Genomic DNA, 21,321 nt, shown 5'->3' on the forward strand with positions numbered 1-21,321 from the left:
AATTTCAACTCATAACTAAACCTACTTTTATAATAAAATTAATCAGCTAATACTAATTAATCTATGAGTTTCAATTGGACTATTTTAGATTAGAAATATATTATAAAAAAAACTGAAATACATCAACATACTGAGGTGAAACACAAATCATTTCTTTCAAAAATATTAGATATTATTATATAAGGCATTTAAATTCAAGTAGTTGATTTCAAAATATTTTTTTATAAAACAACAAAAAAGTACTGATATCGGGGAGTGCGACTTGATTATCGATTATATTTGTTTTTATAAAAGAGGTTACCTGTAATTTGACAAAACGAGATGAAGAAAAAAATCCCAATTGGATTAAGAAAAATATTAGATACTGAATCAAGTGGATTTAATGAAATTTTCACAACTGAATTTACGAATGACTGTATTATAAGATTCAACGATACTGACGTCAATAGTGACTATTTCTTTGAAATTACAAAAATTAATCATACTCAGGCTTTAAATGACACATCATATTTAATAAAATATAAACCAATTAATGAATTAACAACAGAATCTGGAGCACAAAATATAAAATTAGCCGGATTTAGAGATTATTTCAAGAGATGGAAAACTTTACTAATTGAATCAAACAAAGAAAGTCCTTTGTTTGACGATTATTTCACTCAAGCATATTTCGATGAATTAGAACCTAAATTTGAAATACTTGACGAAGATTCTGATTTCAAACCTTACTCAATTGAACAACAAAAGAAAATAATTAAGTTTCTTGAGAATGTTGAAAAGATAATTAAAGAAGAAGAAACAGAACAAAATGAGGTAAACGAAACACTTGAATTAATATCTGAAACTAAAACCAATATTTCATCAACAACAAAAAAAAATGTTGTTAAAAATATAAGAAAAATTATAGCTAAAAGTTTTAAAATCGGACTTCAGGTGGGAGAAAAATTATTAATAGAATTCACAACCGAACTTGCAAAAAAAATGCTACTAGGGTAAAAAAGCATTACTTATTTTAGCTAAACCAAAGTTAGTTGCTTGTTTGCTAACTTCTGATTTTCTTCCAAAAATCCTATCACATAAACCAAAAATATTTTATGACTAAACATATGACGATCAACTTAAAACACACGATTCCAATAAAAAAAGTTATACTATTTTATGGCATTATGATGGCGTTATTAATGTTTTTGTCTTGTTCAGGCGATGATAATTCAGAAGCACAAACCGATATCATTATCGGAGAATGGAGAGCGATAGAAAAGTATGAATCCAACGTACGAGTCGATTTACCAATATGCCTACCTCATTTGTACACAGAATATACAGCCGATAAATCTATTTATGGCGACAAAATAATTACAGCCGATTTTCCTGAAGAATGTGGAATTATCCTTTTTGAACTGGGATGGCATTGGAGTAATCTTGGAAATAATCAATATCGCATTCGGTATCTAGAGGAAGAAGGACAGATAGTTACGTTTTATAAAGATGGTGAAAATTTGGTGCAAGAAAGCTCTGATGGAATAACCAAAACAATATTTGAGCCGTACTAAATAGAGGTTGCGATAGTTAAGATAAATAATGTCTATTTTTAATTCCATACTTTCGTCGTTAAAACACACAACAAACCAAACCTAATAAGGTATCTACCATTACAACAATGAAAGTATTTCCTGTACTAGCCTCTACAATCTCAGAAAAAGAGTTGGGCACATTTGCAAAAGAACAATACGGATTTCATGACAATAACAACTGTAAACTGTTCCGGACAGGAATGAACCACACCTATATGCTTTCGGACAACGAAACAAAATACGTGTTGCGGGTGTATAGTCATAATTGGAGGTCGAAATCTGAAATTAATGAAGAGGTCGCACTTTTAAATCTTTTGCACAACAATAATTTAAGCGTTTCTGTTCCTATTCCAGATAAACATGGCGCATATATTCAGGAGATTCAAGCTCCTGAAGGGATTAGGTATGTCGTGCTGTTTTCGTTTGCTGAAGGTGATAAAATTAGATTTATCGATCAGGACACGTGTTTTTTAATTGGTGCGTTAATGGCTAAGATTCATAAACAGACTACCAATACAAAGATCGATCGCATATCTTACAACAAAAAAACGCTTATAGAACAGCCTTACGAACACCTAAAAACACATTTTTCGGAAGCATTACCAGAGATGGAGTTTATAAAAGGGATTCGAGATTTCTATCAGACATCAGATTTTGAGAACATGCCAACCGGCGTGGTACATATGGATATTTGGTACGATAATATGGCGATTACACAGGGGAAAGATGTTACGATTTACGACTTCGATTTTTGTGGCAACGGGGCACAGGTGTTAGATATTGGATATTTCTGTAAACAGTTATTCCATATTGAATCCGATAAGGACACTTACGAACTAAAAAAGACACACTTTCTAGACGGCTACCAGAGTATAAGACAATTATCTGATATCGAATTGCAATGCATCCCAAAAGCTGGATTGGCGGTTCATGTCTTTTATCTTGGAATTCAGGCACAACGCTTTGATTGGTCTAATATATTTTTATCTATGAATTATCTCGAGATGTTTTATGTGGCCAGATTAAAAGCATGGATTACTTATAATACTATCGAAAAACATACAGACCTTAAGGCATAATACCGTCGGAACTAGTTATATTCTATTACGGCCTTACAGCGATGTTGGACGTTTAGAATAGCATTCTATGTTTTTATGCTAAACTAAAAAGTTTCAATCTCAGGAAACGCTACTAGATTATCGTTTATATTTGTGGCGAATTAGGTTAGGCGCACTATCCAAAAAATCATCCACTCTTTTATTCATTACCACATACCATTACAATGTTTATAGATCAAGATCAAAAATTTAAAGACGTACTTTCTAAAATAGAAGGCACAATTAGTGAACAAAGTTTTTTTAATACGTTCTTAGAATTGTATCCAGAAGTTTGGAAGAAACATAAAGCGAACTATTCAAAATTTACCAGAAGCAAGCAGTTCGGGCAAACCATTCCGTTGCCAAAACCTGAAGTGTCTTTGCGAAAGGAAATTAGGTTGTGGCTTCAGAAAAACTATTATAAACCTCAGAGTTAAAGTCCTTTTAGTATAATCTAATTGAGATGTATTCATCTGCTTATCTCCACTTGTAAACCTGTTTTATTTCATCCATTAAACCATTACAATGAAGTCGTTACTAGTCTTTTTAACCTGTAGCATAGTACTTACATCTTGCATGAAAAAAGAAAAGCGGGAGGCTACATTTTACGCCGAACACGAGGCTTCTTTTTTTGCATTAAGACATGGCGATTGGACAAAAAACACATGGATAAGAAAGCCGACGAATTTAAAAATGATTCATGAATCTTTTAAAACGTTTGGTTACGATAAACTCGAAAACCTGATTACTAAAAGTGAAAATGCATTTTTAATTGAAGGTATCTATATCAAGCGAAATTTTAAAACGGTTATGGATAGTTTAGAATTAACCTACAACACACCCGACTTACAAAGTAAATATTATACCGAATTTTGGAAGCGTAGAAAAGCAGAAAAAAATGATTCCATAGTATATGCTATACTCAAAGAATTTAACGCTTTACAGGACGATACATTTCAACCCATTTCCGAAAGAGAGTTTGTAAACGACACTTTAGTTAATCTTCTAGCGATAGAATTTGATAACGATAATCTGAATTCTGAAAAGGCAAAAAAAGATTTCGATATATTAATAATGTACGGATTCCATCAATCGGCTTATAACCTTCTTTATGAGCGCTTCGAATATTCGGAACTAGAATTAGATCGCGAGCGATTAGAACAGGAACTAACCAAAACAAAAGCGTTTCAATCTCCTTGGTTAACCGATAATCAAAAATAAGAGTATTTTCAACAACAGTTTGCGGTGTATTATTAAGCTTATAGCCCCAAGTTGTGGATGCTATGGGCTTTTTTTATATATTTATCTTTTGCTTCCAACACGTCTAACGGTGTTGTTTTAAATAGTGTCCTAAAAGCCACTTTTAACCACAGGTGCTTTTAAGGAAAAGATTATCGCATATCAACCCTAATACCTAATAACAATATGATTTTTAAAACTACGCTTAGCTTATGCTTAATGCTTGGCTACTTTGGCCTGCCATCTTCTTATGCGCAAAGTAAAACTGAACAAAAGGCCAACATTATTTTCTTTTTCTCGGACGATCAATCTTACGATACCCAAAAAGATTTTGGGAACAACAAAGTTAAAACCCCAAATTTAGATGTGTTGGCAGAAAATGGTGTGGTCTTTAAACGGCATTATAATACAACTGCGATTTGCATGGCAAGTAGAGCCAATGTTATGACAGGGCAATTGGAATATAAAACCGGGTGTAACTTCTCTCACGGTTCTTTAGGGCCAAAACAATGGTCTAGCAGTTACCCGTTGTTGCTTAAACAAGCTGGCTATCGTGTGGGATTTGCAGGGAAATTTGGTTTCGCCGTTTCAGACAAACCTGAAAAATGGGAAATGGAAGGAGAGGTCGCACAACACGATTTCGATTTTTGGGCAGGAGGTCCTGGACAAACCGAATATCAAACCATTAATAATCCTACAATCGCCAAGTATGCCGAAAAATATCCGCATAGTTCACGTGCTTATGGTGCGGCAACTATCGATTTTATTAACGAGTCTGTAGATAAAGGCGAACCTTTTTGTATGAGTCTGTTTTTTAAAGCGCCACACAGACCTATAGAGCCGGACCCGATGTTCGACGATATTTATAAAGATGTGGTTTTCGATAAATTACCAAATTATGGTAGAGAAGCGGGAGCACATTTGTCAAAACAATCTAAAATGGGAAGACAGTACCCAAGATTTGAAGAATGGGGATACAGTCAAGACGATACCTATCAAGAGGCACTACGTAAATACCATCAGCTAATTTATGGAGTAGATTATTCTATAGGTATGGTGTTAGCAGAGTTAAAAAAATTAAATATAGATGATAATACCATTATAATATTTTCGTCCGATAACGGTTATTTTAATGGCTCACACGGACTAGGTTCTAAAGTTTTACCTTACGAAGAAGGGGCTAGAGTACCACTTATTATTGTAGATCCGAGACAAGAACATAAAGCGGAAACCACTACCGCAATAACAGGAAATGTAGATATTACAGCGACCATTTTAGATTATGCTGGGGTTGACATTCCATCTTTTTACGACGGTAAGAGTATGCGTCCGTTAATAGAAAATCCTAAAACTGAAATCCGATCTACACTTCCAATTATTCAAGTTTGGGGACCACAAGCAACACATTGTTTAACAGTTATGGATAGCAGATTTAAGTATATTTATTGGTATTATAAAGATGAAAACAAAGATATCTATCCAACAGAAGAGTTATTCGATATTGAAAATGATCCCTACGAATTGGTGAATCTGGCGAATCAGTCCGAATATAAATCTGAACTTGTTAAATTAAGAAAAGTGTATGATGAGCAATTAAATCATTGGAAAACTGAAGGCGTAAAATACAATGGTTATGAGAAATATAGCGAATTATTTAAACGTACGATACAATAATAATGTTACTCCTAGATATTAGTTAAACGTCTTTCGTTTCGCTTGAGTAAACATTTTAATAAAGCTTACAAAATTCAAAATATGGATTTTGTAAGCTTTTTTTATGTTTAAAAAGATAAATTTTAAGCAAAAACCGCCACACTTCAAAATTGGTGTCACACGGATTTTGTAAGAAAAATACATAAATTGGTTAGATATCGACATCACTTTTTATTTTTTTTGATAAATGTTCTTTGTAAAGGTGTTTAATTAGAACAATTAATTGAGATTACATATCTTTAAAATTCAAATCACTTTGCATATTCAGTGCATTGTTAGCGTATTAGCTTGGCTAAGCAGGAATGTAACGGCGTAAATCTGCGCTTAAAAAACTAAAAAGGTAAACGAAGTTTTATGAAAATAATCAATATTAAACCTAGTGTACATGCTATTCTAGGACTATGTTTTTTAGCTGTTTTTACGTTGTTTTCATGTGCCGAAAAAGCGCCTTTACCTCCTAATATTTTATTTATCTCGGCAGACGATCTAAATATCGATGTTGGATGCTATGGAAGTGATCAGGTTGAGACACCAAATATAGATCGGCTTGCAAAAATGGGCGTTCGATTTAATAAAGCTTATGCACAACAGCCACTTTGTGGTCCGAGTAGAGCCAGCGTTATGAGTGGCTTAAGACCAAATACGACGGGATTTGTGCATCTTCGAGACGACTTAAGAAAACTTAAGCCTGATGTGGTAACACTCGGACAGTTTTTTAAAAATAAAGGCTATTATTCTGGGAGAGTTGGAAAGATATTTCATCATGGAAACCCAGGAGATATCGGTACCGATGGTCACGACGATCCGCTTACATGGGACGAGAAATTTAACCCAGCGGGTATAGATAAAATATATGAAGACAGCATTATTCGTTTTCCAGGTGGTACAACCGGAAAGAAAGGACGACTGGGTATTTCCATGGCCTATTGGGATCCGGTTAGTGAAGACCATGAGCATACAGATGGTATGGTGGCCGATAGAGCTGTAGAGATGATACAGCGAAATAAAGATCAACCCTTTTTTATCGCCGCAGGCTTTTTTAATCCGCATTGTCCTTACGTTGCACCTAAAAAATACTTCGACTTATATCCCGTAGAAAACATAACGATGCCTGATTTGGAGGAAGCCAAGCGCGACCTAGAAGATGTGCCAGCTATGGCCATACAACGCGATACCATAGGTTGGCCTTTTTATTACAACGTCACGGTAGACGAAGCTAAAAAATGTAAACAAGCCTATTACGCCAGTATTTCGTTTGTCGACGCCCAAGTAGGGAAACTTTTAGATGCTTTAGAAGATAACGATCTCCTTGAAAATACTATCGTCGTGTTCTGGTCAGATCACGGATATTTCTTGGGAGAAAAAGGATTATGGTACAAACGTAAAAACTTTGAACGCGCATTACAAGTGCCATTAATACTAGCTGGATATGGTGTAAATGCACATAACAAAGTGGTGAATTCCCCTGTAGAATTATTGGATGTATATCCCACTTTAGTCGATGCTTTAGGATATGAGGTTCCAACGGAATTAGACGGAAATAGTTTAGTGCCTTTCTTACAAGAATCCGATTACAAATGGGCGAAACCAGCGATATCTCAAGTATTTCACGATGAAAATGCGCAAGGTTACACCATTCGAACCAAAAGATGGCGCTATATAGAATGGAATGGTGGTGAGGCAGGTTCAGAATTGTACGATCATGCTAATGATCCGGACGAAAAGGTAAACCTTACTAATAATCCAGGCTATTTAAGTATTAAAAAACAATTGAGCGCAGAACTTAAGCCGTTTACAAAATATAACTAACTATAAATATTTAACCAACCTCTAAATTAATAAACCATGAAAGTAACAACTTTTCTATGTATTACCTTATTGCTATTTTGCTCGTGTTCCAAACCCGAAAAAGAACCCGGTTTTGAGTACAGCTTATGGTATAACCAGCCAGCTGTAGAGTGGGAGGAGGCTTTACCTGTAGGAAATGGACGCTTGGGAGCTATGATATTTGGGAATCCCAATACCGAACGAATACAGTTTAACGAAGAAAGCTTGTGGGCAGGAAGTAAGGTCGATAATAATAACCCAGAAGCATTAGAGCACCTAGACGATATTAGACAACTTATATTTGATGGGGAATTTAAAAAAGCCAGTGAAATGGCGTCAGATCACATGGTGGGTACGCCTCCAAAAGTGCGTTCTTATCAGACGTTTGGCGATTTAATGCTAGATTATCATTGGAAAAGCGAAGCCAAAGATTATAAACGAGCATTGAATTTACATTCAGGAATTGCCACAACTACGTTTAAAGTAGATGATAATGTTATAAAGCAAGAAGTTTTTGCATCGGCACCAGATAATGTGATAGTGGTGCGTATTTCGGCAACTCAGCCCTTTAATGTAGATGTTGCTTTAAAGCGTGAACGCGATGTAGAAATAAAATCCGAAGCGAATGGAACCATTAAAATGATAGGTCAAATTATTGATACTTTAAATCCAAAAGCAGGTCCGGCAGGAGCACACATGAAATTCGCTGCTACCGCTAAAGTAGAACATAAAGGTGGTAATTTAGAATCTAAAAACGAAGGCATAGCGTGTAACAAAGTCCAAACGCTAACCATTTACTTATCTGCTACAACAAACTATGATTTCGATACCTTAGATCTTGCTGAAGGCGTTAATCCGAGTCTAAAATCTGAAAAGATTTTGAATACTATAAATGATAAATCTTTTACCACTTTAAAAGCAGATCATATAAAAGATCACCGTAACATGTTCGATCGGGTATCATTTTCATTAGGACAAGATACTTTAGTGACATTACCAACAGACGAGAGACTAAATCGTGTTAAGGACGGTGCGGTAGATAACGGTCTTATGGCTACTTATTTTCAATATGGGAGATACCTTCTTATGGGATCCTCGCGTAAACCAGGACAATTACCTGCCAACCTTCAAGGGGTTTGGAATAAGCATTACAATGCGCCCTGGAATGCAGATTTTCATACCAACATAAACTTGCAAATGAACTACTGGCCAGCAGAGGTTTGTAATCTTCCAGAAACCAGTTTACTTCTTGCTAATTTCATGGAAAAACTTACTGTTCCGGGTAGTGTAACGGCTCAGAAAATGTATGGTACAAAAGGGTGGACGTTGCATCATCTTACCGATGCATTTGGACGCACCGGAGTTGCCGATGGTGTTTGGGGTGTATCGCCACTTGCGGGACCTTGGATGACGTTTCCGTTATACAGGCATTACGAATTTACGGGAGACGAAGCGTACTTGCGTAACATTTATCCTGTGCTAAAAGGATCCGCAGAATTTATAGTCGATTTTTTAGTGGAATCTCCAGAAGGATATCTAGTAACAAACCCATCTCATTCGCCAGAAAACGCCTTTTTTATTCCTGGAAGTGATAATAAAGAACGTTCGGTTTTAACGTATGGCGCTACCATTGATATTCAGATTATAAATGAATTATTTGATATAATTACCGAATCGTCTCAAATATTGAATACCGATCATGAGTTTTCACAACAGATTGAAACCCTCAGAAAAAAACTACCAAAAGTACAAATTGGAGCAAATGGAACTATCCAAGAATGGATTGAAGATTTTGAAGAAGTTAATGTCGGGCACAGGCACATGTCTCATTTACTTGGTTTGTATCCGCTAGCACAAATTACGGCAGATACACCAGAACTTTTTGAGGCGGCTCAAAAAACCATTCAACGACGATTAGGAAACGGTGGGGCACATACCGGTTGGAGTCGCGCTTGGATTATAAATTTCTATGCACGTTTACAGAATGGAGAAAAGGCTCATGAGAATATTCAAGCCTTACTTGCAAAATCGACGTTGACCAATTTATTTGATAGTCATCCGCCATTTCAAATCGATGGTAATTTTGGAGGCACATCTGGAATGGCAGAAATGCTATTGCAATCGCATAATGAAACGCTGCGATTATTACCAGCACTGCCAAAAGCTTGGAGCGAAGGGCACATAACAGGTCTTAAAGCTAGAGGCGATATTGAATGTGATATCACTTGGAACAATGGGAAACTGACAAAAGCTGTATTCTATTCTGAAGCAGGCGGATCGAAAAAATTGGTATACGGCTCGGAGCAATTTACAATAGAGCTTACACCTGGAGAAGCCTATGTTTTCGAAGGGAATAAACACTAATAAATTATAAATAACCGTATGTGATAAGAGGTACTGCTAAATCCATAGGCAAATGTTACAGTGCATTAAAAACCGTCTTGATGGCGGTTTTTAGTTTACTTTATTTTTTGATTAGTGAAACCTGTTATCAGGATTTTAAGTCAAGCTTTTATTTTAAAGAGGTTTCATTCAGAGTATGTAATGTCTAATTTATCAGGCGCATTTAATAAAATTGAGTCTAAATTAGTGGCGTTTAACTTCTTTATCGCTTTAAAGATTCAAGGTTAGGCTGAAAGATATTAATTCGGAAATAGAACATTAAAACAAGATTATATGATAGTAAAAAACCACCGTAATATTCAGACCAATTGTCTCGTTTTTTTATTAAGTTTAGGCATGTCAATATCATTATTTAGTCAGAAGGTAAAAACAATACCACTTTGGGAATCTAAAATTCCGAATGCCATTAGTAATCCCAATTATGTAGAGTCCCCAATTTATGAGGGTGAGATTCTTACAAGAACGTCGCAAGTGGTTACACCAACACTCACCGTGTTTTCACCTAAAAAAAGCACTAAAAACGGTGCCGCAGTTGTTATTTTCCCCGGTGGTGGCTATCAGCATTTAGCCATGAATAAAGAAGGACTTAAAGTTGGAGCATGGCTGAGTAGCTTGGGAATTACGGCTTTTGTTTTAAAATATCGTTTACCGAGTGATGCGATTATGACGGATAAAACGATTGGGCCATTACAAGATGCGCAAGAAGCCATGCGTTATATTAGGAGGCATGCCACCGACTATAAATTGGATGTGAACAAAATTGGAGTCTTAGGATTTTCGGCGGGAGGACATTTAGCAGCAACGCTTTCTACACATTATAAAGATGTTGTGTATGAGTCTGATGCGATAATCGCGAAACCTGATTTTTCGATCTTAATTTACCCTGTGATTTCAATGACAGATGAGCTGACGCATAACGGATCTCGCTTACATTTATTGGGTGAATCTCCTACCACAGATATGATAACTTATTACTCTAATGAATTGCAAGTCAATGAAGCTACACCTCCAACATTTTTGGTGCATGCCACAAACGATAAATCCGTGCCCGTAGAGAATAGTGTTCATTATTATTTGGCATTAAAAGAACATAAGATTGATACAGAAATGCATCTGTTTGAAAAGGGAGGTCATGGTTTTGGTTTAAGTAAAGACGATATACATTTGCATTGGAAGCGTAATTGCGAAAATTGGTTGAAAGCTCATAAGCTTATAGAATAAAGCCTAAATACTCTACTTTTCCATGATTCAGCTCGTAAATGGTTTAGCACTACAGGTAGTTCGTTTTTTTTTCAAAAAATAGCAATGCTGTTAATTCTTAATAAAGTCGTAGTCGACATCGGCAGCGCTAATGAATTGAAAGGGTTCTTGTTCTTTAAAGAATACCAAACGTTTTAATTCTTCTAATTCTGTAGGATTCAACATTAAAAAAAGGTTAGGTTGCTCGGTTGGAATGGGAATTTTCCTTTTTATCTTATTATCACAGTAGGAATTATGCCAATGGTTTACATCTATCTTGTCTATAAAAGCACCAAAATAGGCGAATTCCATTTCTGTGAGTTCTAAGTAAAAGTGTCCGAACGTTAAATGATACACCATACACGATTCGCATGATACTAGAAGTCCGTTTTTGGTCTGGTTCAAGACCTTTGCTTTATGGCACATACTATTAGAATGATTTGATTTTCGTTATAATACCCTTTTTAGGAATACTGAAATAAACACTTCAAAAATAGCAAAACTTATTTAGACTTAATAAAAATAATAAGTATATTTGGACATATAAATAGCTAATAACGCAGATTTAATTTGCACTAATCTAGGATTAATGATGGAAGAAATAGGCTTGTTTTATGGATCGGATACCGGAATAACCGATGATGTGACTAAAGATTTAATAAGGTTTTGGGACGATAATAATTTGAATGTTATGGAAGTGGGAGACGCTACAGTAGCGGATTTTGAAACTTACGATAAACTTATTCTGGGCTTACCAACGTGGTACGACGGCGATTTACAAAGTGATTGGGAAGATTTTTTCGATGATTTTAAAACCGTTGATTTTACAAATAAAACCGTGGCTATTTACGGACTAGGCGATCAAATTGGATACGGAGAGTTTTTTGTAGATGGTATTGGAATACTCGCTAAAGTGGTTTTAGAACATGGAGGTAAAGTGATTGGTTTTTGGCCTACGGCTGGTTATACACACACAGAATCTGTGGCAACTATTGAAGACAACGACGATTGGTTTTATGGTTTGGCATTAGATCATGATAACGAATCTCAGCTTACCGATGAACGCTTGAAAACGTGGATAGCTCAAATAAAATCAGAATTCAAACAGATGAAGATAGCAAGCTAATATTCACCTTCAAAATGATATTGATTTTTCAAATGAATTTAAAAAGAGCAAACGTATAGAACTAATCGATTTGATTAATGCTATACGCTTGCTTAAATCATGCTATGCTTTTAATCTTTCTCGACTAGATAAAGTTATACCACTCACTATTTTCGTTATAATCTTCGATTTGTATTACTGTATTTTTCGAATTAAACGCGTTAATTAAATTGGAAACATCTAGCTTTAATAATTCGATACAGTTAGCAGTTAAATCTTGTCTAAAGCCTTTTTCTTGCATTTCTAGGACAAAATTAAGAGATATAATTCTAGAAAAAACTTTTCCTAAATCAATCATTTTTCTTTGCTTTAGGTCCGTGTCCACATTAAAATTTATATACTCTTTGAAGTACGCAAAAGATTTTGATGTAAGTTCATACTCTTTTAAGAAGTTGTAAATGTTAAACTCTTTTTTACGTTTCATTAGTTTAAATAACATTTCGGTAATTTGAGTATAGAGCATTTCGTTCGAGCCTTCAAAAATCTGAAATGCTCTACTATCCATTATGCCTCGTCCGCCAATATTTTCCATTTTAAAACCTTTCGATCCGGATAATTGGGTTAAGGTTTGTGCTGCTTCCTGCATAAGATCGGTTACGTAAGCCTTCATGGTATTGGCTTCTATACCGCTATTCGCTAAATCATTTTCAATACCACTATTAGTACTGCTTCTAAAGCACATAGCAGAAGCAATAGTATAAGCACTTTGTATGTTAGAAATCTGATATTTAACCTGATCTAATTCTAATAATTTTTTTCCGCCAACAATACGTTCATTACAATATGTTATAGATTCGTCTAGCATTCTTTTTATAAAACCTAAAGCCATACCAGGAAACTGCATTCTGCTTCGGTGTAAAATATCTAGCATCATTTTAACGCCAGAACTATGCGGTTCTAATTTGAACTGTGAAGGAATCTGTACATCTACTTTATTTCTTCCATAAGGAATCATATAAAGCCCTAAGTTATCGTAATACTCTTCTACTACAATTTGTTGCTTAGGTTCGCTCACATCGCATATAAAAAAATCGATATCTCTATTTAAATTTCCATTTGCATTTTTACCACGAGATGTAATAAGCCAATAATCGGCCATTCCCGTTAAACCTTGCCAATGCTTGGTCCCTTTAACATTATATAAATCGCCTACTTTTTCGTTGTAGGTTTGCATTCCGAGTGCATCACTACCAAAATCAGGTTCGGTAATCATTAAACCACCCATATTTTGTTTTTCTAGAAAGCGTTTAAATATATTTTCCTTTACAGCAGGATTGGCATATTTGGCTACCGGTTCTAAAAATAAAGCGATATTAATACCAAAAGTTAGCGATAAGGGTAAAGATTCGTAAGAGGCCGCAGATAACATTCTTAGACATTCATCGACTTTAACGCCTCGTCCGCCATGAGCTTCAGGTATAGCAACAGATAATGGCGATTTCGCCATAATATCTCTTAAGGCTACAGGTGGTAAACTGCGCTCTTTGCTAAATTGATGAATATCATAGCGCTGATGAAAAACATCTTTTAAAGTCGCTTTAAAGTCTTTTATATATTCTGAAAATTCTATATGCATGTTAATTTTTATTTGAAGTACTTATAAATGGGGGTTTATACTATATTTTATGTAATGAAAATTAGAATAATTCTAAATAATATAAATATATAGTTTTTTTTCAACAATGAGTGTACGATTTACGAGTTAAACCGGGTATGGACTACAAGTTAATGGTTTATAGACTTTAGTTCGTTTATTATCGGAGCAGGTTTAGTTTCTTAGTTTGAAAATCGTACTACCATTTCAAAATAGGCATAAGTCGGCGTTATCGCGTGTACCCATTTATAATCTGGGAAGAAAGATGAGTTGCTTGTATTTAACTCATTCTCATTAGAGATATGAAGCAGCTGTGTGCTTCATTTTATTAGTCCAACAAGAATGAGAATTTCTAGGAAAATTTTAAATGATTTAGAACTTGTTCCTATAAATGCTTTAGTTTGATCTTGAACAAGACTAAGCACCTTTTTGTAATGGGTTCTTACAATTTTTTCACTGACCCCATAGGTTTTAGAAGTTTCTTTTACGGAAAAATTAAGTTCCCATATATTTTTAAAAATTTCTTGGGTGAGTATGGGGAAGTTTACCAAGACACGATCTATCATGTCTAACATATCTTTTACTTGGATATCTTCAATAATGTGTTGGTAACTATCTTCATTTTCAATAGTGTCTAATACGAATTCGTGGCCTGAAAATTTTGAAGCCGAGGTTCGTAAGTAATCCAGCATTCTGTAAGTAAAGTAATGGATTAGATATTTTCTGGCGACTCCAAATTCATCGGTTTTAATCGTATGAGGTTTAGACCAAAATATAACCCAGAAATTTTGTACAATATCTTCGGCAAGATCTCTATTTCCAGTCCGCTTAGTGGCCCAGTTTAATAATAATTTGGCATACTTGTCATAAAAGACTTTAAAAGCTATTTCGTCTTTATTATCATAAATGGCATTTAGTAAATCCTGATCTGAACGATGCATTTTGTTGGGAGTGCTTTGTAGCTACAAACTTAATATGTTTTTGTCTTCGGAAATTTGATAGTTAGATTACTAAAATGTTATCAAAGTACATGTGAAAATCGAGTTTTTAATCCTTTTTGGTTAAAATGAAATTTTAATAAACTGAATACCAATTAGTTGTTTTAGTTAACGTTTTGTTAATCACTTTGGAGGGAAAAAAAAGTGTCCGCGAAACGATATATAGATGAATGCCTAAAAGCACTGAACTCTTATATAAATGAAGAACACTAATAAAAGAAAATGGTTAGAACTAATTTGGGTAACTAAATTATTAGAACGCTATTTTAACGACAGTGCTACCGAAAAAGAAAAGCATATGGTCGATCGTTGGACCGCCGATAACATGGAGGTGCCTTCAACTAAATCTTACGACGCCAACGAAACTACAGAAAGGATTTGGCAACATATAGTTACAGAACTTCACTTAAAGCCTCAGGCTTCTAAAAAGAAACTATTTCAATTAAACCTATATGCGGTTGCGGCCTCAGTTGTATTACTTGTTTCTGCAACTTTTATGCTTATGCAGCATCCTGACACATCCGAAATAAAAGCGCCTGTAGATAGTATAGTGAATTCAGAATCTATTCCTGCGGGGACAGATAAGGCTATTTTAACTTTAGAGGACGGAACTGATGTGGTTTTAACAGATAAAACCCATTATAAAACTAATGCAGTAGAAAGTAATGGCGAAAAAATAGTATACAATACATCAGCAGTTGATGACGCTTCCGCCAGTATCCAAATTAAATATAATTATTTAACGGTGCCTAGAGGAGGTCAGTATTTTGTAAAACTAGCAGACGGATCTCAAGTATGGTTAAATTCAGAATCTAAGTTAAAATTCCCTACGGCATTTATCGCTGGTAAAACTCGTGAAGTAGAGCTCGTATATGGTGAAGCTTATTTTGATATTTCTCCCAGTAGTAAACATGCCGGAGCAGCATTTAAAGTCAATAATCAAAATCAAAGTGTTCAGGTTGTAGGTACCGAATTTAATATTAAAGCTTATAAAGAGGAATCTAAAATTTACACCACGCTAGTGGAAGGAAAAGTGGTAGTCGAATCTAAAGACCATCACGGAAAATTAATCCCAAATCAGAAGCTAACACTAGACTTATTAAATAATAATGTCACAATAAATAATGTCGATGTCCAATCTGAAATATCATGGCGAGACGGCATCTTTAGCTTTAAAGGAGACACTTTAAAAGATATCATGAAAATTATATCGAGATGGTATGATGTCGATGTTCAGTTTGAAAATCAAAATCTTGAAAACATCAGGTTTAATGGTGTATTAGCAAAAAATCAGGACCTCACACAAATATTAGAAACAATTAAAAACCTAAGTATAATTAAAAGCTACCATTTACATGACAAAACCCTCATTTTAAAATAGAAAAAAGTAAAGGGAATTAAGTTAAGACCGTGCAAAGTAGAAACTGTATTCCCTTTTTAATCACTAATCAATTAAAAAATTTTAATCAATTAATTATCAAATTTATGAAAATTAAATTAAACAGTAATCTCTTTTGTTTTATAAAGAGACTGATGCGTAACATTATGAGAACATTACTTTTTTTATATGTTTCAGTCATTTTTGGATTTACTCCAATTAATGTGCTCTCTCAAAATCCAGAAATCTATATTGAATCCGAAAGTACATTAACGGTAGATGAGGTGCTTGAGCTAATTATGAAGCAGACAGATTATAAGTTCATTTATCAAGAAAGTTTATTTAAAGATTTTCCAAAAGTTAATGTTAAAAAGGGAATACAACCCGCAAATGATTTATTAAACAAAAGCTTATCTAACGGAGATTTCGAAATCAAGTTAGAAGCAAATAACACTGTAGTTGTTAAAAAGAACACCAAAAAGAGAAAACAACAACAGATTATTATTTCTGGAGAAGTTTTAGATGAAGCCAATATGCCTTTACCAGGAGCAAGTGTTGTTGAAAAAGGGACTAGCAATGGTGTAACTACAGATATTGATGGGAAATTTACTTTTAGTGTAACTAATGATACGAGTACAATATTAGTTTCCTATTTAGGCTATTCTACTAAAGAAATAACTTTAAGTGGGGAGACTAATCTTTCTATTAAATTAGACGTTGATGCTGCGGGCTTAGACGAAATTGTAGTTGTAGGTTATGGTAGAAAAAAGAAATCAGAACTGTCTTCTTCCGTTTCAATTATTTCAGAAGAAGAAATACAAAGTTCTGTAAGCTCGACAAGTATACAAGATGTTTTACAAGGACGTGTTCCAGGAATGCAAGTTTCTGGTAGTAGTGGAGATCCTGGAGTAAGTGCGTCTATGGTCATTCAAGGTATGGGGTCTTTAGAAGCGAATAGTTCCCCTCTAACCGTTGTAGATGGTATTATTGGAGGGCAATACGACCCTAAAGATGTAAAGTCTATTTCTATTTTAAGAGATGCTGCGGCAACTGGTCTTTACGGATCTCGTGCCGCCAACGGCGTTATTGTTATCACGACTAAAGATGGTAAAGCAGGAGAATTTAAAGTGTCTGTGAATAGCACATTTGGACCGACTTCTAACTGGGACGATAGAGTCGAAGTTTATGATGCCGAAGGGTTATATAACCAGTGGAGCACAGGAATGGAAAACCTATATAATTTAAGAGTGTCTGAAGGTAATCCAGATTTTACGAGTAAAACCTTCGAAGAATATAGAAATAGTGTCGTGCCTGAAAGTGCATTAGATTACACGTCCGATTGGACGGATTTATTATTAAGAACGGGATTCTTAAATCAGACGCAGGTATCTATGTCAGGAGGTTCAGAGAGAACTACATTTTATTTTAGTGGTTCTTTTAATGAAGAGGAAGGCGTGGCATTAGATACGTACAATAACCAATATAATTTTAGAGGAAATTTAAGTCATAAAATTTCTGATAAGCTAAAAACGAATATTAGAATGACTGCTCAATATGGTGAGAAGTCAGAGTTTAATTGGCCAAGTCCTTACACGCAAGCCTATCAAAATGTGCCTTTAGATGCCGCTTATATGCCTGATGGCATTACGCCAACGCCTGCAATGGATTTAGAACAAGTTCCGGTTTGGTATCGTGGTACAGGAGTTAACTATATGATGGAAAGAGAAGAATCTGAGAATAGTAAGAAATATTGGGGAGCAACCTTAATGTTCGAATTGGATTACGAAATCACAGATTGGGCAAGATTTAATACATCGAATAGAGTTGAACTTAATGGTTCCGACCATTCTAAATCATATTCTAATATGACCTGGGTTGGATATAATTACGATGGATACATGGAATGGATTTATTCTTATGGTCTGGGCGTTATAACTTCTAACACCTTACACTTAAATAAAAGTTTTGGAAATCATAATCTAAATGGAATTTTAGGTCAAGAATACAATTACGATCAATCGCGATTTGTGAATGCGGTTGGAACTGGTATTGTTGGAGATATGACAGCGTTAAGTTCGGTAGGTAGTGCGAGGTCTGTTGGAGGCGATTTAGACGAAACAGGTTTCCTTTCTTATTTTGCTCAGCTGGATTACGATTATAAAAATAAATATTATTTAGTAGGATCATTTCGTAGGGATGCATCTTCTGTTTTTGGGGAAAAAGACCGTTGGGGTACATTTTACTCTATTGGAGGGAGTTGGATGATTAATAAAGAGAACATTCTAAGTAACTCTAAATCTTGGCTAAATCTTTTAAAACTTAGATTAAGTTATGGTACAACAGGAAACGCGAACATAGAATCTTATTTATCTATGGGAACGTATTCTTTCACATCGTCATCTAGTTATAATGGAGGTGCTGGTGCTTGGCCCTCTCGACTTCCCAATCCAGATTTAACATGGGAAACAGCTCGTAAATTAAATTTAGGGATCGATGTTAGTGTGTTTGACCGTGTATCTTTAGAAGTGAATTTTTATAACCGTATAAATGATGATTTATTACAATCTGTACCATTAGAAGCGACAACAGGTTTTACAAGTCAGGTTCGTAATATTGGATCTATTCAAAACCAAGGAATTGATTTGTCTTTAACCACAACGAATATTGAAGGTGAATTCTCATGGAAATCTAATTTCAATTTTAATATTAATAGAAATGAAGTTTTAGAGTTAGACGGAGGAGAAGATATTATCGATAACGGCATGATTATTAGAGAAGGACACTCGTTAAGAAGTTTTTACCTTCCTGAATATCAGGGTGTAGATTCTCAAACCGGAGCGCCAATTTATACAAGATGGGAAGATGCCGAAGGCAATAAAATTAATGGAAACGATACCGATTCTCCTGCCGTAGTAACCACTACCAATTATCAATCGGAGGCGAGTTATATTACAACATCTTCGGCTTATCCGAAAATGACAGGTGGTTTTGCAAATTATTTCAAATACAAAAACTTTCATTTAAACATTCTAACAAATTTCGCCATCGGACAAACCGTTTACAACTATGTAGATTGGAATGCGAGTGATTTTAATACAAACAGATTTAAACTTACCGATTGGCAAGATTTAACCCGATGGGAAAATCCTGGAGATAATGCCGATATACCGCAATTAATGTATGGCGATATTTATAATTTTAGTGGCACCTCTTCTTTCTACCTTGAAGACGCTAGTTATTTAAAAATTCAGAAAGTAAGCATAGGATATACGTTTCCAAAAACCTTCTTGGGCGTGTTTAAAGACTTTACAATTAATGCTTCTGTTGAGAATTTAGCCATTATTACGGGCTACTCTTTTGGAGATTCGGATGTTAGTTTTGAAAATCCTTATACCGATTCTAGCAGATTTAGACCAACAAGAAAATTTTTACTTAATCTGAACTTTAGTTTCTAATACAAAATAATAAAATATAGTATCATGAGAATTTTTAAAATATTTATAATCAGTGTATTTGCTGTGTTTTTAGGCGCGTGTTCCGAAAGTGACATAGATTTTGAACCTATAAATCAAATAACAACAGAACAAGTTACGAGTTCCTTAGAATTACTTGAAAATGCCGTGGTAGGGAATTATGCATTTTTAAGTTTAGCAGACGGTAAGTATGGCTACGATAGAACACGTTATGATGTTACAGAATATATGAGCGACGATGTGATATTAAACCAATGGAGTGGTAATCATTTCTCGTATTCTTTAACTTATCAGCCCACTTCAGCTTCAGAGCGTTCACAAGATTTTTGGCAGTATTCGTATCGCGCGATATATTCCATTAATGTGGCTAATGAAGGCCTTGATAATCTAACAGATTTATCTTCAGAAGATCAGCTAAAAAGAGATCAGTTAAAAGGAGAGAATATGTTTTTGCGTGCCATGTTTTATTTTGATCTGGTTCGTGTTTACGGAAGACCGTATTCTCACGATAGTCCAGAAACAAATTTAGGGGTTATTTTATGCGAAACGTCTACAGACAACGAAGGTCTTTCTCGATCATCTGTAAAGGAAACGTATGAATTTATAGAACGTGATTTATTAGAAGCGGCAAGCCTTTTGGTAGAACAAAAAGGAAATGTATACGTGTCTAAAGAAGTGGTTTTAGCGGCACTTTCTAGATTGTATTTATTTATGGAAGACAATACTAAAGCAATTGAGTATGCCGATAATGTGATTAATTCAGGACGGTACCAACTATTAAATTCTTCTGTTTTTCCAAGATCTAATCGTTTAGAACCGCAATCTAATTCCGAAACGATTTTTGCTGTAAGACGATTAGAAACAGAAAACGTAGGTCGATATATGATGGGCGGTATGATGCATGGTGATGGAGGATATGGCCAAATAATGGTGTCGTCATCATACATGGATTTATTGTTTAAGAACCCAAATGATTTGAGAATTAATTTTATTGATGCTCAATTTGAATTGGACTCCAATGGTAATAAAATTCCAGATCCAGAAAATAAATACTACGGTTATAAGGTTGTAGAAAGCTCTAGTATCCCTCAATATTGGACTCAGAAACTCACGTATCAGAACGATGTGCCGATGTTGCATTCTCCAGTTTATTTTAGACTGGCAGAAATGTATTTAATAAAGGCAGAAGCTTATGCAAAATTAGGGCAAGACGATTTGGCTTTAGATATGGTAAATATAATTAGATCGCGTGCAGGGCTAGAAGGAGAGCAGTTATTTAGTACAGCTAATTTGCAAAATTACGATTCTGTTTTAGATATCGTTTTAGACGAGGCGCGTTTAGAGTTTGCTCACGAGGCACATCGTACACATGATGTATTTAGAAATAAGAAAACTATGGATAGAAGCTACATGTCATGGCAAGGTTGGTCTGGACCAAGTGCGATCCCTTTTACATCTAACCGGATTCTGCATCAAATTCCAGAGGTGGAAATGCTGAAAAATGATAATCTTATTCAGAATCCTTCATTCTAAGATTAACCAATTTGTATATATCATTTGCACGTGTTTTTTAATACATAAAAAAGGCGTGCAAATAATTACAAATGCCTATAAATAGCGA

At 34.9% G+C, this 21,321-nt stretch carries 16 protein-coding genes; 13 read left to right on the forward strand and 3 right to left on the reverse strand.

Features of this window, described 5'->3' with window-relative positions; genetic code table 11:
- Positions 1–321: 321 nt before the first annotated feature.
- From AC0UBM_RS01860 to AC0UBM_RS01900, 9 genes are all read left to right on the forward strand, one after another.
- Positions 322–996 (forward strand): hypothetical protein, encoded by a 675-nt coding sequence (locus tag AC0UBM_RS01860; RefSeq protein WP_475687421.1) that lies wholly within the window; start codon positions 322–324, stop codon positions 994–996.
- A 110-nt stretch (positions 997–1,106) separates the two neighbouring features.
- The gene (locus AC0UBM_RS01865; protein WP_475687422.1) at positions 1,107–1,553 is read left to right on the forward strand and encodes a hypothetical protein; all 447 of its coding nucleotides are present in this window, start codon (positions 1,107–1,109) and stop codon (positions 1,551–1,553) included.
- Positions 1,554–1,660: 107 nt separating this feature from the next.
- Positions 1,661–2,653, forward strand: a complete 993-nt coding sequence (locus AC0UBM_RS01870; RefSeq protein ID WP_475687423.1) for a phosphotransferase — start codon at positions 1,661–1,663, stop codon at positions 2,651–2,653.
- Between the two features lie 203 nt (positions 2,654–2,856).
- Complete coding sequence (locus AC0UBM_RS01875) at positions 2,857–3,108, forward strand: hypothetical protein (protein ID WP_414034830.1); 252 nt, start codon at positions 2,857–2,859, stop codon at positions 3,106–3,108.
- 88 nt (positions 3,109–3,196) lie between these two features.
- Entirely contained in the window at positions 3,197–3,892 is a 696-nt protein-coding gene (locus AC0UBM_RS01880) for a hypothetical protein (RefSeq protein ID WP_475687424.1), read from the forward strand.
- A 237-nt stretch (positions 3,893–4,129) separates the two neighbouring features.
- Entirely contained in the window at positions 4,130–5,584 is a 1,455-nt protein-coding gene (locus AC0UBM_RS01885) for a sulfatase family protein (protein WP_475687425.1), read from the forward strand.
- Positions 5,585–5,977: 393 nt separating this feature from the next.
- On the forward strand, positions 5,978–7,432 hold the full coding sequence (locus AC0UBM_RS01890) for a sulfatase (protein ID WP_475687426.1): 1,455 nt from the start codon (positions 5,978–5,980) through the stop codon (positions 7,430–7,432).
- A 36-nt stretch (positions 7,433–7,468) separates the two neighbouring features.
- The gene (locus AC0UBM_RS01895; protein WP_475687427.1) at positions 7,469–9,814 is read left to right on the forward strand and encodes a glycoside hydrolase family 95 protein; all 2,346 of its coding nucleotides are present in this window, start codon (positions 7,469–7,471) and stop codon (positions 9,812–9,814) included.
- A 312-nt stretch (positions 9,815–10,126) separates the two neighbouring features.
- Positions 10,127–11,074, forward strand: a complete 948-nt coding sequence (locus AC0UBM_RS01900; RefSeq protein WP_475687428.1) for an alpha/beta hydrolase — start codon at positions 10,127–10,129, stop codon at positions 11,072–11,074.
- A 90-nt stretch (positions 11,075–11,164) separates the two neighbouring features.
- Here the strand turns inward: AC0UBM_RS01900 and AC0UBM_RS01905 are convergent, their stop codons facing one another.
- Entirely contained in the window at positions 11,165–11,518 is a 354-nt protein-coding gene (locus AC0UBM_RS01905) for a DUF6686 family protein (RefSeq protein ID WP_475687429.1), read from the reverse strand.
- 163 nt (positions 11,519–11,681) lie between these two features.
- Here AC0UBM_RS01905 and AC0UBM_RS01910 point away from each other — a divergent pair, with 163 nt between their 5' ends.
- Entirely contained in the window at positions 11,682–12,218 is a 537-nt protein-coding gene (locus AC0UBM_RS01910; protein ID WP_414034823.1) for a flavodoxin, read from the forward strand.
- A 124-nt stretch (positions 12,219–12,342) separates the two neighbouring features.
- Here AC0UBM_RS01910 and AC0UBM_RS01915 read toward each other — a convergent pair whose 3' ends face one another.
- Positions 12,343–13,833 (reverse strand): acyl-CoA dehydrogenase family protein, encoded by a 1,491-nt coding sequence (locus AC0UBM_RS01915; RefSeq protein ID WP_475687430.1) that lies wholly within the window; start codon positions 13,831–13,833, stop codon positions 12,343–12,345.
- Between the two features lie 338 nt (positions 13,834–14,171).
- On the reverse strand, positions 14,172–14,792 hold the full coding sequence (locus AC0UBM_RS01920) for an RNA polymerase sigma factor (protein WP_414034821.1): 621 nt from the start codon (positions 14,790–14,792) through the stop codon (positions 14,172–14,174).
- A gap of 256 nt (positions 14,793–15,048) precedes the next feature.
- On the opposite strand from AC0UBM_RS01920, the gene AC0UBM_RS01925 reads away from it, so the two are divergent.
- The 3 genes from AC0UBM_RS01925 (at position 15,049) to AC0UBM_RS01935 (ending at position 21,233) form a co-directional block, all read left to right on the forward strand.
- Positions 15,049–16,230 (forward strand): FecR family protein, encoded by a 1,182-nt coding sequence (locus tag AC0UBM_RS01925; RefSeq protein ID WP_475687431.1) that lies wholly within the window; start codon positions 15,049–15,051, stop codon positions 16,228–16,230.
- Positions 16,231–16,394: 164 nt separating this feature from the next.
- Positions 16,395–19,682 carry a SusC/RagA family TonB-linked outer membrane protein gene (locus AC0UBM_RS01930; RefSeq protein WP_475687432.1) on the forward strand — a complete coding sequence of 1,096 codons (3,288 nt, stop codon included), beginning with the start codon at positions 16,395–16,397 and terminating at the stop codon, positions 19,680–19,682.
- A gap of 24 nt (positions 19,683–19,706) precedes the next feature.
- On the forward strand, positions 19,707–21,233 hold the full coding sequence (locus AC0UBM_RS01935; RefSeq protein WP_475687433.1) for a RagB/SusD family nutrient uptake outer membrane protein: 1,527 nt from the start codon (positions 19,707–19,709) through the stop codon (positions 21,231–21,233).
- Positions 21,234–21,321 lie beyond the last annotated feature (88 nt).

The organism is Formosa sp. F44, from assembly GCF_056238645.1.